Consider the following 14,279-nt stretch of genomic DNA (forward strand, 5'->3'; position numbering starts at 1 on the left):
GGTGGCCGGCTACACGATCCGACCGCGCCTGTTCAACCGCTCCGGAGACGCCGTTCATGCCCGTGATCAACCGCATTGCCGACTTCCACGACGAGATGACGGCATGGCGACACGATATCCACATGCATCCCGAGACCGCCTTCGAGGAGCACCGCACCGCCGATGTCGTGGCCAAGAAGCTGGAATCGTTCGGCATCGAGGTGCATCGCGGCCTGGCCAAGACCGGTGTCGTGGGCGTGCTGCGCGCCGGCACGGGAACGCGCGCCATCGGCCTGCGTGCCGACATGGACGCGCTGGACGTGCAGGAGACCAACACCTTCGCCCACGCCTCGACGCTCCACGGCAAGATGCATGCCTGCGGCCATGACGGCCACACCTGCATGCTGCTGGGCGCCGCCAAGCACCTGGCCGAGACGCGCAACTTCGACGGCACCGTCTACTTCATCTTCCAGCCGGCCGAGGAGAACGAGGGCGGCGGCCGCGTGATGGTCGAGGAGGGGCTGTTCGACAAGTTCCCATGCTCGGACGTCTACGGCATGCACAACATGCCCGGGTTCCCTGTCGGCAAGTTCGCCATCCGCCCGGGGCCGATGATGGCTGCATACGACGTCTTCGAGGTGATCGTCGAAGGCAAGGGGGCCCACGGCGCCATGCCGCACCACGGCATCGACCCGGTGGTGGTGGCCTCGCATATCGTGACGGCGCTGCAGTCGATCGTGGCGCGCAATGTCGATCCCATGGACACCGCCGTGGTGTCGACCACGCAGATCCACGCCGGCGACACCTGGAACGTGATCCCGCAGACCGCGATGCTGCGCGGCACGGTGCGCACCTTCAAGACCCACGTGCAGGACTTCATCGAGAAGCGCATCCAGGAGATCGCGCGCAACGTGGCGGCCGCGTTCGGCGCCTCGATCAAGTTCCGCTACGAGCGGCGCTACCCGGCCACCGTCAACACCGAGGCCGAGACCGAGAACGCGGCGCGCGCCGCCGCGGCGCTGGTCGGCGAAGCCAACGTCAACCGCAATCCGACGCCGGCCATGGGCTCGGAGGATTTCGCCTGGATGCTGCGCGCCAAGCCCGGTGCCTATATCTGGATCGGCAACGGCGACGGCGAAGGCAGCTGCATGGTCCACAACCCCGGCTACGACTTCAACGACGAGGTCCTGCCGCTGGGCGCGTCCTACTGGGTGACCCTGGTCGAGCAGCAACTGGCGCGGCAGGCGCCGGTACGCCAGGCCGCGGAGTAGGGCTGCCGGGCGCGCGCCAGGGAGTGGCGCGCGCCCCCGGCGGCGTTACCGGCTGCCGTCGCCGGTCTGCGGCGGCCACGGCGCCGGCGTGGCGGGCCGCTCGGCGATGGCGCTGGAGGCGTAGCCGATGGCGCGGGCATAGAGCGTGTGGTCGTGCAGGATGCGCTCGGCCAGCTCGATGTCCTTGGCGGGCGACTGGTCCGACGGCGGGCACAGCGCACGCAGCGCGCTCACCCGCTCGGGTGTCGGATCGCGCACCATATGCCACTCAGCCATGGTGCGCCGCACTTCCTGGGCGCGGTGCTCGAGCTCGCCGGCCAGCGTGCCTGAATGGCTGAACTTGGCGCTGCAGACCGTGGGCAGCACGCCGATCTCGGCCCAGGCATAGCCCGACGGCGCCAGCATGCGTGACCAGGTCAGGGTCAGCTCGCCGTCGTTGGGCAGCGGCACCACAGTCTGCACGGTGCCCTTGCCGTAGGACGTACTGCCGACCACGACGGCGCGGCCGCGATCCTGCAGCGCCGCGGCCAGGATCTCGGCGGCCGAGGCCGACCGGCCGTTCATCACCGCCACCATCGGCACCCGCGGCATCAGGGCGCCGCTGCCGGAGCGGAAGGTCATGCGGCTGTCGGGATGGCGGCCTTCGGTCGTCAGCACCGTGCCCGAATCGAGCAGCAATCCGGCGGTGGTGATCGAGCGGTCGAGCAGGCCGCCGGGATTGTCGCGCATGTCGAGGATGACGCCGGCCATTGCCGGGCCGATCTCGGCGGCGGCCTTCTCCAGCGCCGCCTTCAGCGCCTCGGGCGTGCCCTTGTTGAAGCCGGTCAGCTTGACCAGGGCGATATCGCCGCGGCGCTCATAGGTCACCGTGGTGGGAATGACGTAGGCGCGACGGATCTCGAACACCACCTCGCGGCTTTCGGCGGGACGGAACACGCCCATCGCGACGGTGCTGCCGACCCGGCCGCGCAGCAGCCGCACGATCTCGCGCATCGGCTTGCCGGCGACGCCATGGCTGTCCACCGAGACGATGCGGTCGCCGGCGCGCACGCCGGCGGCCTCCGCGGGCGCGCCGGCCTGCACCATGCGCACCACGGTCTGGTCGTTCTCGGCCTCGACCGTGACGCCGATGCCGCCGTCGCCTTCGCGGTTGAAGCGGTTGTCGCGCGACTCGGCGGGATCGGAATAGCGCGAGTTGCGGTCGAGCTTGCGCGTGGTGCCGTCCAGCGCCGCGCGCAGCACCCGGTCACGGCCGGCGGTGCGCAGCGGCTGCGAGGCGTCCATCGCCGAGCGCAGCAGCAGGGCGGTCGTCTCGCCCCAGGCCGGGCCGTCGTCACGCTCGGCCGGCACCGGCCGCTGGGCGACGATCCGGTCTCCCTGGAACAGCACCAGCGCGCCGTCGCGCTCCTCGAGGCGGATCTGGCTGTCGAGGGCCGAGACGCTCTTGATCGCCTCGGCGGTGAGCGGGCCGTAGTCCTTGATCGCGGTGATGTAGCGGTCGCCGATGGCGGCGTAGCCGCGCACGAGGACCCGCTCGATGGAGCTGTCGCGCAGCGCCGCCGTCGGCGCCGGGCCGTCGTCAGCAGCCAGGCAGGATGCCACGCCCATGGCGGCGACAAGCACCAGCGCCGCACGCCGAACTGCATTTTTGGCGGACATCGCACCACGGCCGCCGACCGTCATGAAACCCATGCGACCCTACATTCTTGTGCGCCGGCAGCGAGCGGCCAGCATGTCCCGAAGCCCTCGTGGCAGTTTAGCATAGCCGCGCCAACCGGACAGAGCCGATCGGCGTATTGTGAACAACCCGCTCAATCGTCTTGCGGCCTGCCCTGCAACGCCCAGAGCACGCCGATCACCGCACCCTTGACCCGCGGCAGCAGCCACAGGCTGAGCCCGATGCTGAGCGGCAGCCACAGCACGGCGTGCACCCACAGGGCGGGCTCGTACAGCTTCTCCAGCAGCAGCACCAGCGGCACGACGATGTGGCCGACGATGAAGATCACGAAATAGGCCGGGGCGTCGTCGGCCCGGAAGCGCTGCAGGTCGATGCCGCAGGCCGTGCAGGCCGGCGCCATCTTCAGGAAGGCCGTGAACAGCGTGCGGCTGCCGCAGGACGGGCATCGGGCGGCCCAACCGCGCATCAGTGCCGGCACCCAGTCGCGGTCCGCCGCAGGAGGCGTCTGGCCGCTCATGCCACCCGCTCTAGCGGGTCGCGCAGTCGCCGTAAACCGGCACACCATGCGACCCGATCGCGCGGACCTTCCGGCGAATCGCGTCTCATCAGCGTCGGCGCTTGGCGGCGCGGCGGGGCGCAGCCCGGTCCTGATGCCGGGCTGTCTTGCCCGGGGCGCGCACGCGCCGGCCTGCCGTTGGCCTGGCGGTGGCGGCCTCGACCTGCTCCAGCATCTCGAACAGCAGGCCGCCGGTGGCGACGTCGGCTTCGCGCAGGCGCACCCGCACCCGATCGCCCAGCCGCCAGGTCATGCCGGTGCGGCGGCCCACCAGCGCCTGGCCGGGCTCGTCGTGGTCGAAATACTCCTCGCCCAGGGTCTTGATCGGCACCAGGCCGTTGGCGCCGCTCTCGTCGAGCTCGACGAACAGGCCGAAGCGGGTGACGCCGGCGACCCGGCCGCCGAACTCGGCCCCGACGCGCTCGGCCATGTAAGCTGCCATGTAGCGGTCCATGGCGGCACGCTCGGCCGCCACGGCGCGCCGCTCGCACAGCGATATGCCGTCGCCGATCGCCGCGAATTCGGCGCCGGCATCCGGCGGCAGGCCGCCGGCGCCCAGCCCCAGGCCGGTGATCAGGGCACGATGCACCAGCAGGTCGGCATAGCGCCGGATGGGCGAGGTGAAGTGCGCGTAGCGCCGCAGCGCCAGGCCGAAATGGCCGACATTCTCGGGACTGTAGCTGGCCTGGCTCTGGCTGCGCAGGATGGTCTCGTGCACCAGCCGCTCGTAGGGCTGGCCCGCAGCCTTGCGCAGCACGCCCTCGAAGTCGCGGGGCCGCAGGTTCAGGCCGGGCGGCAGGCTGATGCCCAGCGTGGCCAGGAACTCGCGCAGCGCCTCGATCTTGGCGGCGTCGGGCGGCGCATGCACGCGGTACATGCAGGGCTGATGCCGCCGCTCGAGGGTCTCGGCCGCCGCCACATTGGCCAGGATCATGAACTCCTCGATCAGGCGGTGGCTGTCGAAGCGCTCGCGCAGGCGGATGGTGGCGATCCGGCCTTCCTGGTCGAGGCTCACCAGGCGCTCCGGCAGGTCGAGGTCGATCGTGCCGCGCGCCTGGCGGGCCTGCAGCAGCACGGCATAGGCGCCGTACAGCGGCTCGATCGCCTCGCGCATCAGCGGCGCGATCTCGCGGTCGGGATGGCCGTCGCGCGCCTGCTGCACGCGGGTGTAGGTGAGGCGCGCCGCCGAGCGGATCAGCGCACGGTGGAAACGATGGCGCAGCAGGCGCCCATGCGCGTCGATCCACATCTCGGCCACCAGCGTCGGGCGGTCCTCGTGCGGTCGCAGCGAGCACCAGCCGTTGCTGAGCTCCTCGGGCAGCATGGGCACGACGCGGTCGGGGAAGTAGACGGAATTGCCGCGCTTCAGCGCCGCCCGGTCAAGCGCATCGTCCGGGTGCACGTACCAGGCGACGTCGGCGATGGCCACCGACAGATGCCAGCCTGCCGGGTTGGCGGGATCGGGGTCCGCTTCGGCCCAGACGGCGTCGTCGAAATCGCGCGCGTCCTCGCCGTCGATGGTGACGAACGGCACGCCGCGCATGTCGACGCGATCGCCCAGCGGCGCCGGCCCTGCCTTGCGCGCCTGCGCCAGCGCCGGCTCGGGGAACTCGACCGGGATGTCGTTGGCGGCGATGGCGATCAGGCTGACGGCGCGCGGATCGCGCAGGGTGCCGACCTTGTCCAGCACCCGGCCGCGGCGCGCCAGCGGCCCGCCCAGCGGCTCGACCCAGACGACGTCGCCGTCGATGGCGCCGTCGAGGTCGCGCGGCGCGACCTCGATCTCGTAGCGCAGCTTGCGGTCGGTCGGGCGCACGATGGCGTTGAGCGCTCCGCGCTGTGGCGCGTTGCGCGCGCCGCGCGGCGTTTCCACCACGCCCAGCACACGGCGCGGGCCGTGGCCCACCTTGCGCACGATCTGGGCGTCGTAGCGGCTCTTGCCGCGCTTGCGCAGCCGCGCCAGCAGGCGATCACCGGGGCCGGGCGCGGCATGCTCGCGCGCCGGTTGCACGATGATCTGGGGCGGGGCGGCGCCATCGTCGGGGTTCCAGTGCACCGGACGCGCCAGGAGGTCGCCGTCGGCATCGGGGCCGATCACCTCGATCACCAGGTATTCGGGCAGCGCGCCCGGATCCATCAGCTCGCGGCGCGTGCCGCGGGCGACGGCGCCTTCGGCGCGCAGGTCGCGCAGCAGCTCCTTCAGGCCGACACGATCGGCGCCCTTGATGTTGAATGCCTTGGCGATCTCGCGCTTGCCGACCGGCACCGGACTCTCGCGGATGAAGGCGAGGACCTGGTCGCGGGTGGGGAGGGGGGATGTTTGCTTCTTCTGTTTCATCGATGATTGACTGAGGGGACGTGATGGCTTGAGCCGGACCGCGCGGCTCCCGCCGCGCTCGTCATTTCCGGCCATGCAACCATGAGCGCGCCGGGAGCCGCGCGGTCCGGCTCAAGCCATAGGACGTCAACGTTAGCGCCCATGGGCGCGCCACTCCAGTGGCGCGCTCCCGGCGCGCGACCCATGCCTATGCCGCCGCTTTCTTGCCGGCTGCCTTCTTCTTCTTCGCGGCGGGCTTCTTCGCGGCAGGCTTCTTGGTTCCCGCGGGTTTGTCCGCCGCCTTCGGTGCGGCGGCCTTCTTCGACGCTGCCCGGCGATTGCCGCGCCGGCCGCCACCGCCATTGGCGGCGCGCGCCGCCAGCAGCGGCAGGGCCTGCTCCAGGGTCACGGCTTCCGGCGCGAGGCCGTTGGTGAGGGTGGCATTGACCTTGCCGTGCTTCACATAGGGGCCATAGCGGCCGCTATAGACCTCGACCGGCTGGCCGTCGTCTGGGTGCGGGCCCAAGGTGCGCAGCGCCTTCACCGGGGCACGGGAGCCGCGTCCGGCCTTGGGCTCGGCCAGCAGCGCCACGGCGCGGTTCATGCCGATGCTCAGCACGTCCTCATCGGCCGGGATCGAGCGGTAATTCGAGCCGTGCCGGACATAGGGGCCGAAGCGGCCGATGCCGGCGACGATCGGTTGGCCGTCCTCGGGGTGCTTGCCCAGCTCGCGCGGCAGCGCCAGGATCGCCAGCGCCTGCTCGAGCGTGACCTCGGTGGCGCTGTAGCCCTTGGGCAGCGAAGCCCGCTTGGGCTTCTCCTTGCCCTCGGCCTCGCCCAGCTGGGCATAGGCACCGTAGGGGCCCTGGCGCACCGTCACCGTCTTGCCGGTATCGGGGTCGATACCCAGCTCACGCGGGCCGTCGAGCGCGCCGTTGCCGTTGGCGTCGCCGTTGTCGTTGGCCGGCGGCACCGTCAGCTTGCGGGTGTAGCGGCACTCCGGATAGTTCGAGCAGCCGATGAAGCCGCCGAACTTGCCCAGCTTCAGCGACAGGCGGCCCTTCTCGCAGGCCGGGCAGCCGCGCGGGTCCTTGCCGTCGGTGCGTTCCGGGAAGAAGTGCGGCCCCAGCTCGGCGTCGATGGCGTCGAGCACGTCCTTGACGCGCAGCTCCGAGGTGCCGTCGACCGCACCCTTGAAGTCGCGCCAGAAGTCGCGCAGCACGGCGCGCCAATCGACGCGGCCGCCGGAGATGTCGTCGAGCTGCTCCTCGAGGCCGGCGGTGAAGTCGTACTCGACGTATCTCGGGAAGTACGTCACCAGGAACGAGGTCACGATGCGGCCGCGGTCCTCGGGCACGAAGCGCTTGCGCTCCAGGATCACGTAGCCGCGGGTTTGCAGCACCTCGATGATGCTGGCATAGGTCGAGGGTCGGCCGATGCCGAGCTCCTCCAGCTTCTTCACCAGACTGGCCTCGGAGTAGCGCGGCGGTGGCTCGGTGAAGTGCTGCTCCGGCTTGACCTCGCCGCGCTGCAGCGCCTCCTGCGGCTGCACGTCCGGCAGCCGGGTGCCGTTCTCGCTCTCCTCGTCGTCCTTGCCTTCCTCGTAAAGCTTGAGGAAGCCGTCGAACTTCATCACCGAGCCGGTGGCGCGCAGCCGCACGTTGTGATCGCCCGACTCGATGTCGACCGTGACCTGGTCGAGCACGGCGCTTTCCATCTGACAGGCCACGGTGCGCTTCCAGATCAGCTCGTAGAGCCGCAGCTGGTCGCGGTCGAGATGGCGGGCCAGGCTTTCGGGCGTGCGGAACAGGTCGGTGGGGCGGATCGCCTCGTGCGCTTCCTGCGCGTTCTTCTGCTTGGATGTATAGAAGCGCGGCTGGTCGGGCAGATAGTCCTTGCCGTACCTGCTCTCGATCAGGCGGCGCGTCTGGGCGCGCGCCTCGGGCGCCATGTCGACGCCGTCGGTGCGCATGTAGGTGATCAGGCCCACCGTCTCGCCGTCGACGTCGACGCCTTCATACAGGCGCTGCGCCACGCGCATGGTCTGGGCTGCGCCCAGGCCGAGCTTGCGCGAGGCTTCCATCTGCAGGGTCGAGGTGATGAAAGGCGGTGGCGGGTTGCGCTTTACCTGGCGGCGGTCGACGCCGGCGACGGAAAAGGCTCGGCTTTCGATCTGCGCCTTGGCCGCCATCGCTTCGGCCTCGGTCGGCAGGTCGAACTTGTCGAGCTTCTGGCCGTTGAGGTGGGTCAGGCGGGCGCTGAAGATCTGGCCGCGTGGCGTCGTGAACAGCGTGTCGATGGTCCAGTATTCGCGGGAGCGGAACGCCTCGATCTCGGCCTCGCGCTCGCAGATCAGGCGCAGCGCCACCGACTGCACCCGGCCTGCCGACCGGCTGCCGGGCAGCTTGCGCCACAGCACCGGCGAGAGGGTGAAGCCCACGAGATAGTCCAGCGCCCGGCGCGCGAGATAGGCCTCGACCAGGGGCTGGTCGATGTCGCGGGGATGGGCGACGGCGTCCTGCACCGCCTGCTTGGTGATGGCGTTGAAGGCCACACGCTTCACCGCCACACCCTTGAGCGCGTTCTTGCGCGCCAGGATATCCATGACATGCCAGGAGATCGCCTCGCCTTCGCGATCAGGGTCGGTGGCGAGATACAGCGTCTTGGCGCCCTTCACGGCGCGCGCGATGTCGTTGACCCGCTGCTGCGACCGGGCATCGACCTCCCAGTCCATGGCGAAATCTTCATCCGGGCGCACGGAGCCGTCCTTGGCCGGCAGATCGCGCACATGGCCGAAGCTCGCCAGCACCGTGTAGCCGGGGCCGAGATACTTGCTGATGGTCTTGGCCTTGGCCGGCGACTCGACGACGAGGACGTTGGGCATAAAATCGTTCGCCGGCGAGGGTTCGCCGCTCCGCGATTGCGCCCAAATCGCCAGCGGTATCAACGCCTTAGATCAGGGCGACCATGTTTCCTTGCAGCCGCTCCACCCTCCCTGAGAGCTCCAGATCGAGCAGGGCGGCCGTGACGAGGGCCGGCGACACATGGCACTCGCGGATCACTTCGTCAACCGGGGTGGGGCTGTGGCCAAGGCAGGCCAGTAGGCGTTCAGGTATGGAATCTCCTTGTTTTTCAATGGATTGAGGTGCGGCATCAAGTGCCGTCGCGGCGCCTCCGCCGGTCCTGTCCCGGCGGTGCGCCGCGCGGTCACTTTTGGTGACGGTAGGGGATGCGGCAACAACAGGGGCTGTCGACGCCGCCGGCGTCGGCTCGGGCCGCAGATGGGCCCGCACGTCGGCGGCGGTCTCGACCAGGTGTGCGCCGTCGCGCAGCAGCTGGTTGCTGCCGCGGCAGCGTGGGTCGAGCGGTGAGCCAGGAACAGCAAAGACGTCGCGGCCCTGGTCTGCCGCCTGCCGGGCGGTGATCAGGGAGCCGGACTGCAGCGCCGCCTCGACCACCAGCACGCCCTGCGCCAGGCCCGAGACGATACGGTTGCGGCGTGGGAAATGGCGGGCCTGCGGCACGGCGCCCAGCGGCGCCTCCGAGAGCACCAGCCCCTGCGCCGCCAGGGCGCGGTAGAGGTCGGCGTTCTCGGGCGGATAGATCACGTCGACGCCGCCGGCCAGCACCGCGATCGTGCCGGTGCCCAGCGATGCTTGGTGTGCCGCCGTGTCGATGCCGCGCGCCAGGCCAGACACGATGGCGAAGCCGCCGGCGCCGAGATCGTGCGCCAGGGTCGCGGCCACACGTCGGCCGTTGGTCGAGGCGTTGCGCGCGCCCACCACGGCCAGCAGCGGCCGCTTCAGCAGTGCGGGATCGCCGATCGCCGACAGCAAGGGCGGCGCATCGGCGATCTGCGCCAAGCCGGCCGGGTAGTCGGCATCGCCATGGACGATGAAACGGCCACCCCGGGCTGCCAGCGCTTCGGCCTCGCGGTGCAGCGCCGTGGCTGGCGGCGCCACGGGCGCCTGCGCGAAGCCGGCGCGGCGTGCCAGCGACGGCAGGGCGTCCAGAGCCGCCGCGGCCGTGCCGTAGTGGCCCAGCATCTCATGGAAGGTCACCGGCCCGATGCGCGGCGTGCGCGCCAGGCGGGCGCGGGCCAGGCGTTCGCCGGCGAGGGTTGCCGCCGGTGGCGGCGTGCGGCCGGTGGCGATGTCCGCCAGGCGGGCCAGCAGGGGAAGCGGCATGACGGCGTTCATGGCTTGTTCCTATAACGCGATTATGGCGTCGTGTAAATCGTGCTATAGTTGTACGAACGTCACCGCAGCTTGGGATTCAGCGCATCGCGCAGCCAGTCGCCCAGCAAGTTCACCGCCAGCGAGAGAACCATCAGCGCCAGCGCCGGGAAGATCACGATCCACCATTCGCCTGAGAACAGGAAGGCGTTGCCGATGCGGATCAGGGTGCCCAGCGACGGCTGGGTCGGCGGCATGCCGACGCCCAGGAAGGACAGCGACGCCTCGGCGATGATGGCCAGCGCCAGGCCGATGGTGGCGATCACCAGCACAGGTCCCAGCGCGTTGGGCAGCACGTGCTTGAGCGCGATCTTGGGGCCGGAGATGCCGATGATGCGCGCGGCGCTGACATAGTCCTTGCTGCGCTCGGCCAGCGTGGTGGCCCGAGTCACGCGCGCGAATTGCGGCCAGTTGGCGAAGCCGATCGACAGCACCAGCACCCATACCGCGAACTGGTCGTGCACGGTGCTGGGCAACGCCACGCGCGCCACGCCGTCCAGGGTCAGGGCGATCAGGATCGCCGGCACCGTGAGCTGGATGTCGGCGATGCGCATGATCAGGGTGTCGACCCAGCCGCCGTGGAAGCCGGCGGCCAGGCCCAGCCCGACGCCGAACGTCACCGACAGCGCGATCGCCGCCAGGCTGACCAGCAGCGAGATGCGGCCGCCATACATGATCGCCGACAGCACGTCGCGGCCCTGGTTGTCGGTGCCCAGCACATAGGTGGGCCTGCCGTCGGCGGTCCAGGCCGGCGGCGTGAAGGCATCGAGCAGCTTCAGGGTGCGCGGGTCGAACGGGTCATGCGGCGCAAGCCAGGGCGCGAACAGGGCGCCGACCACGAACAGCAGCGTCACCAGCGCCGCCGCCACGGTCAGCGGCGAGCGGCTGAAGCTCCACCACAGGTCCGAATCGCGCAGCCGCGCGATGAGGCTCGTGTCCGTCATCGGCGGCGATCATGCGGGCAAGACGCGACGGAAGGGAAGGCCTCAGAAGCGCCGCTGCGCGAAGGCCATCGCCGCGCCCAGCACGGCGAGCACCGCCGACAGCGGACCGAAGCCCGCGAAGCCCCATGTGGCCAGCATCCAGCCGCCCAGCGCCGCGGCCCCGACCCAGCCGACGCTGGCACAGGTGCCGTTCAGGCCCATCACCGTGCCGCGCACATCCTCGGGCACCTCGGCCAGCGCCGCCATCAGCGACGGCCGTCCCAGCGCATTGATGAAGACATAGGCGAAGCCCAGCATCACCGACACGGTGATGTCGGGACGCCAGGCGAACAGCGCCAGCCCGGCCACCGCGGTCGCCGCCATGCAGATCGCGAACAGGCCGAGCCGGTCGCGCAAGCGGTCGGCGAGCTGGCCGCCGATCGCCGTGCCGATCACGTTGCCGATGGCCACCAGCGCCAGCGGCACGGCCACCGCCTCGAGGCCGACCTTGTACTGCTCCAGCAGGAAGGTCGCGAAATAGACCACGACCAGGCCGTAGCACACCCGCTCGGCGATGCTGATGCCCAGCAGGGCGATCACCGGCAGCGACAGGCGGCCGCGTTCGCCCTCGGCGCGACGCGCGGCGGCGGATGCTTTCCCTTGCACCGTGGCGGCCCACAGGCTGAGCGCGCCGGCTGCGGCCAGCCCGGCCAGCACCACGTGCCAGCCGCGCCATTGGATGGTGGCGCCGATCCAGGCCGCCAGCGGCACGCCCACGACCAGGGTCAGGGACTGGCCGCTCATCACCCAGCTCAGCGCCCGGCCGCGATGGCTTGACGCGACACGGGCCGCGACCTCAGCAAAGATCACGCCCATGAACAGGCCGCTGCAGCCGCCGCCCAGCGTGGCCCAGAACGCGACATGCGTGAAGCCGTCGGCCTGCGACACGGCCAGCATGCACAGCGACAACCCCAGCGGTCCGCCGATCAGGAACGGCCGCCGTCCCCAGCGATCCGAGGCCATGCCGGCAAGGAACGAGGTGATGCCCCAGGCCGTCGCCGTCATCGACACCAGGTTGGCGACCAGCACCAGGTTCACGGACAGATCGCGCGCCATGTCGAGCAGGAACGGCGCGCGCGTCGTGCCGCTGGCCGTGGCGGCGAACGATCCCAGGCACGCGGCGGCCAGCAGCAGCCACGGCATCGCGGGCGACGCGGCGTCACGCGCCGGTGCGACTTCGGACTCAACAGCCATGCAGGCGCGGTTGTAGCGGCCGGCGCGCGTCATCGCGACCGCCATTGCCGCAACGCCGCCGTGCGCGCCCGAGGCTCAGTCCACCTTGGCGCCGGACTGCCGCACGGCCTCTGCCCAGCGCGATGCATCCTTGCGGATCAGTGCATTGAAGGCGTCGACGCTCATCGGGTTGGCGTCGACCCCCATGTCCGCCAGGCGATTGCGCAGCTCAGGCTCGCCCAGCATGGCGTTGATCTCGGCATTGAGCCGGGCGACGACCGGCGCCGGCGTCGCGGCCGGCGCGGCGATCGACTGCCACGCCACGAAGTCGATGTCGGGATGCGTCTCGGTCAGCGCCGCCACGTCGGGAAAGGCGCGCGCGCGGCGCGCGCCGGTGACGGCCAGCGGCCGCACGCGGCGGGCATGGATATGCTGCACCACCACGGTGGCGTCGATCCACATGAAGTCGACGCGGCCGGACATCACGTCGGTCAGGGCCGGGCCGCTGCCCTGGTACGGCACGTGCTGGGCGCGTGCGTTCTCCTGGCGGCAGAGCATCTCCATCACCAGGTGGTGGATCGTGCCGTTGCCGGGCGAGGCGTAGGTATAGGAGTCGGGCTTGGCGCGCAGCGCCGCCATCAGGGTCGGCACGTCGGTGGCCGGCACGGCCGGATGCGAGACCAGGAACAGAGTCACCGCGCCGATCATGGCGACACCGGTAAGGTCCGTGATGCTGAAGGCGGGGTTGCTGAACAGCGCCGGCGCGATGCCCAGCGTGGTGCTGGTGGCTACCATCAGGGTGTAGCCGTCGGGTGTTGCCTTGGCGACCTGGGTGGCGCCCAGCAGGGTGCTGGCGCCGGGCCGGTTGTCGACCACCACCGGCTGCTGGAAGCGCTCGCGCAGGCGGTCGGCGACGACCCGCCCCAGCGCGTCGGTGAGCGCGCCGGGCGGGAACGGCACCACCAACCGGATGGGCCGGTCGGGATAGGCGCCTTGCGCCGCGGCGCCGCCGCCTTGCGCTGCGGCCCAGGCGCCGGCAAGCCCGACCAGCCGGCGGCGCTGCAGGGCGCTGGACATGGCGCGGCCCAGGTCAGTACAGGCCGCGCTCGAACTCGCGGATCGGCCGCTGGCCCGGCGGCGCGATCGTGGCGCCCTTGCCGTCGGGCAGCGGGCCGACGCCTTCCTCCGGCGCGTAGGCGCCGCTGACGCCGATCACCGGATCGCCGGCCACCGTGACGCGCTCCATGGTGCGGCGCTGCGGGTAGTAGTCGTGCGGCGCGTAGTGCTGCACGGCGCGATTGTCCCACATCACGACGGTGTGCGGCTGCCACTTCACGCGCAGCTGGTACTCGGGGATGGCGGCGCGGCCGTAGAGATAGCGCAGGATCATGCCGCTCTCGTCATCCTTCAGGCCCTTGATGCGCACGCAGAACTGCGCGTTGACATTGAGGATGCGGCGGCCCGACACGGGATGCACGCGCACCACGGGATGCCACGGGTTGGGGAAGCGCGCCTCGATCTCGCGCAGCTTCTTCTGATGCGCCTCGGCGCTGGTGAACAGCGGCCGCCACGGCTTGAAGTCGTGCAGCGCCTCCAGGCCGTGGATGTACTGCTTCATGCGCTCCGACAGGCCGGTGTAGGCCGCCGTCATGCTCGAGAACAGCGTGTCGCCGCCGACCTCGGGCACGACCCGGGCGCGCAGGATCGTGCCCAGCGGCGGCGCCTCGCGGAACGTCTCGTCGGCATGCCACTGGTCGGTGAGGTGCGGCGGGTTGTCCTTGCCGTAGTCGAGCACGATCACCTCGCGCTTGTCGTCGAGGTTGGGCGAGAAGGGATGGATGGAGAGATCGCCGAACAGGCGACCGAAATCCATCTGCTGGTCGAGCGTGATGTCCTGGTCGCGCAGCACGATCACCTCGTGCCGTACCAGGGCATCATGGATCACCTTGAACTCGGCAGGCGTGAGCTTGCGGCGCAGGTCGGCGCCGCGGATCTCGGCGCCGATGTTGCCGTTGATCGGCACGACCTGGATGTGCGTGGCCGCGGCGTCCGCGGGCGTGACGTGCGTGTCCATGGCGCTTCCTCCG

10 protein-coding genes are annotated in these 14,279 nt (G+C 70.6%); 1 reads left to right on the plus strand and 9 read right to left on the minus strand.

Features of this window, described 5'->3' with window-relative positions; all coding sequences use genetic code 11:
* Positions 1–56 precede the first annotated feature (56 nt).
* Positions 57–1,250, plus strand: coding sequence for a M20 aminoacylase family protein (locus FHP25_RS11820; RefSeq protein WP_147847136.1), 1,194 nt, complete (start codon positions 57–59; stop codon positions 1,248–1,250).
* A 45-nt stretch (positions 1,251–1,295) separates the two neighbouring features.
* Here FHP25_RS11820 and FHP25_RS11825 read toward each other — a convergent pair whose 3' ends face one another.
* From FHP25_RS11825 to FHP25_RS11865, 9 genes are all read right to left on the minus strand, one after another.
* Positions 1,296–2,942, minus strand: coding sequence for a S41 family peptidase (locus FHP25_RS11825; RefSeq protein ID WP_147847137.1), 1,647 nt, complete (start codon positions 2,940–2,942; stop codon positions 1,296–1,298).
* Positions 2,943–3,061: 119 nt separating this feature from the next.
* Complete coding sequence (locus FHP25_RS11830) at positions 3,062–3,445, minus strand: DUF983 domain-containing protein (RefSeq protein WP_231712302.1); 384 nt, start codon at positions 3,443–3,445, stop codon at positions 3,062–3,064.
* A gap of 88 nt (positions 3,446–3,533) precedes the next feature.
* Positions 3,534–5,822, minus strand: coding sequence for a ribonuclease R (rnr, locus tag FHP25_RS11835; RefSeq protein ID WP_147847139.1), 2,289 nt, complete (start codon positions 5,820–5,822; stop codon positions 3,534–3,536).
* Positions 5,823–6,009: 187 nt separating this feature from the next.
* Positions 6,010–8,685, minus strand: coding sequence for a type I DNA topoisomerase (gene topA / locus FHP25_RS11840; RefSeq protein ID WP_147847140.1), 2,676 nt, complete (start codon positions 8,683–8,685; stop codon positions 6,010–6,012).
* A gap of 67 nt (positions 8,686–8,752) precedes the next feature.
* Positions 8,753–10,000, minus strand: coding sequence for a DNA-processing protein DprA (gene dprA / locus FHP25_RS11845; protein WP_231712303.1), 1,248 nt, complete (start codon positions 9,998–10,000; stop codon positions 8,753–8,755).
* A 59-nt stretch (positions 10,001–10,059) separates the two neighbouring features.
* On the minus strand, positions 10,060–10,980 hold the full coding sequence (locus FHP25_RS11850) for an ABC transporter permease (protein ID WP_147847142.1): 921 nt from the start codon (positions 10,978–10,980) through the stop codon (positions 10,060–10,062).
* A gap of 42 nt (positions 10,981–11,022) precedes the next feature.
* Complete coding sequence (locus FHP25_RS11855; RefSeq protein WP_178133471.1) at positions 11,023–12,246, minus strand: MFS transporter; 1,224 nt, start codon at positions 12,244–12,246, stop codon at positions 11,023–11,025.
* Positions 12,247–12,288: 42 nt separating this feature from the next.
* Positions 12,289–13,269 carry a tripartite tricarboxylate transporter substrate-binding protein gene (locus FHP25_RS11860; RefSeq protein WP_147847144.1) on the minus strand — a complete coding sequence of 327 codons (981 nt, stop codon included), beginning with the start codon at positions 13,267–13,269 and terminating at the stop codon, positions 12,289–12,291.
* A gap of 13 nt (positions 13,270–13,282) precedes the next feature.
* Positions 13,283–14,266, minus strand: a complete 984-nt coding sequence (locus tag FHP25_RS11865; RefSeq protein WP_147847145.1) for a TauD/TfdA dioxygenase family protein — start codon at positions 14,264–14,266, stop codon at positions 13,283–13,285.
* Positions 14,267–14,279 lie beyond the last annotated feature (13 nt).

Origin of the sequence: Vineibacter terrae (assembly GCF_008039615.1) — a bacterium.
Lineage (GTDB): Bacteria > Pseudomonadota > Alphaproteobacteria > Reyranellales > Reyranellaceae > Vineibacter > Vineibacter terrae.

Excerpts from the sequence above, each read along its gene's own strand:
- FHP25_RS11850 (WP_147847142.1), bottom strand. The coding sequence starts at position 10,980 with ATGACGGACACGAGCCTCATCGCGCGGCTGCGCGATTCGGACCTGTGG.
- FHP25_RS11855 (WP_178133471.1), bottom strand. The coding sequence starts at position 12,246 with ATGACGCGCGCCGGCCGCTACAACCGCGCCTGCATGGCTGTTGAGTCC.
- topA (WP_147847140.1), bottom strand. The coding sequence starts at position 8,685 with ATGCCCAACGTCCTCGTCGTCGAGTCGCCGGCCAAGGCCAAGACCATC.
- FHP25_RS11865 (WP_147847145.1), bottom strand. The coding sequence starts at position 14,266 with ATGGACACGCACGTCACGCCCGCGGACGCCGCGGCCACGCACATCCAG.
- rnr (WP_147847139.1), bottom strand. The coding sequence starts at position 5,822 with ATGAAACAGAAGAAGCAAACATCCCCCCTCCCCACCCGCGACCAGGTC.
- dprA (WP_231712303.1), bottom strand. The coding sequence starts at position 10,000 with ATGAACGCCGTCATGCCGCTTCCCCTGCTGGCCCGCCTGGCGGACATC.
- FHP25_RS11830 (WP_231712302.1), bottom strand. The coding sequence starts at position 3,445 with ATGAGCGGCCAGACGCCTCCTGCGGCGGACCGCGACTGGGTGCCGGCA.
- FHP25_RS11860 (WP_147847144.1), bottom strand. The coding sequence starts at position 13,269 with ATGTCCAGCGCCCTGCAGCGCCGCCGGCTGGTCGGGCTTGCCGGCGCC.
- FHP25_RS11820 (WP_147847136.1), top strand. The coding sequence starts at position 57 with ATGCCCGTGATCAACCGCATTGCCGACTTCCACGACGAGATGACGGCA.
- FHP25_RS11825 (WP_147847137.1), bottom strand. The coding sequence starts at position 2,942 with ATGGGTTTCATGACGGTCGGCGGCCGTGGTGCGATGTCCGCCAAAAAT.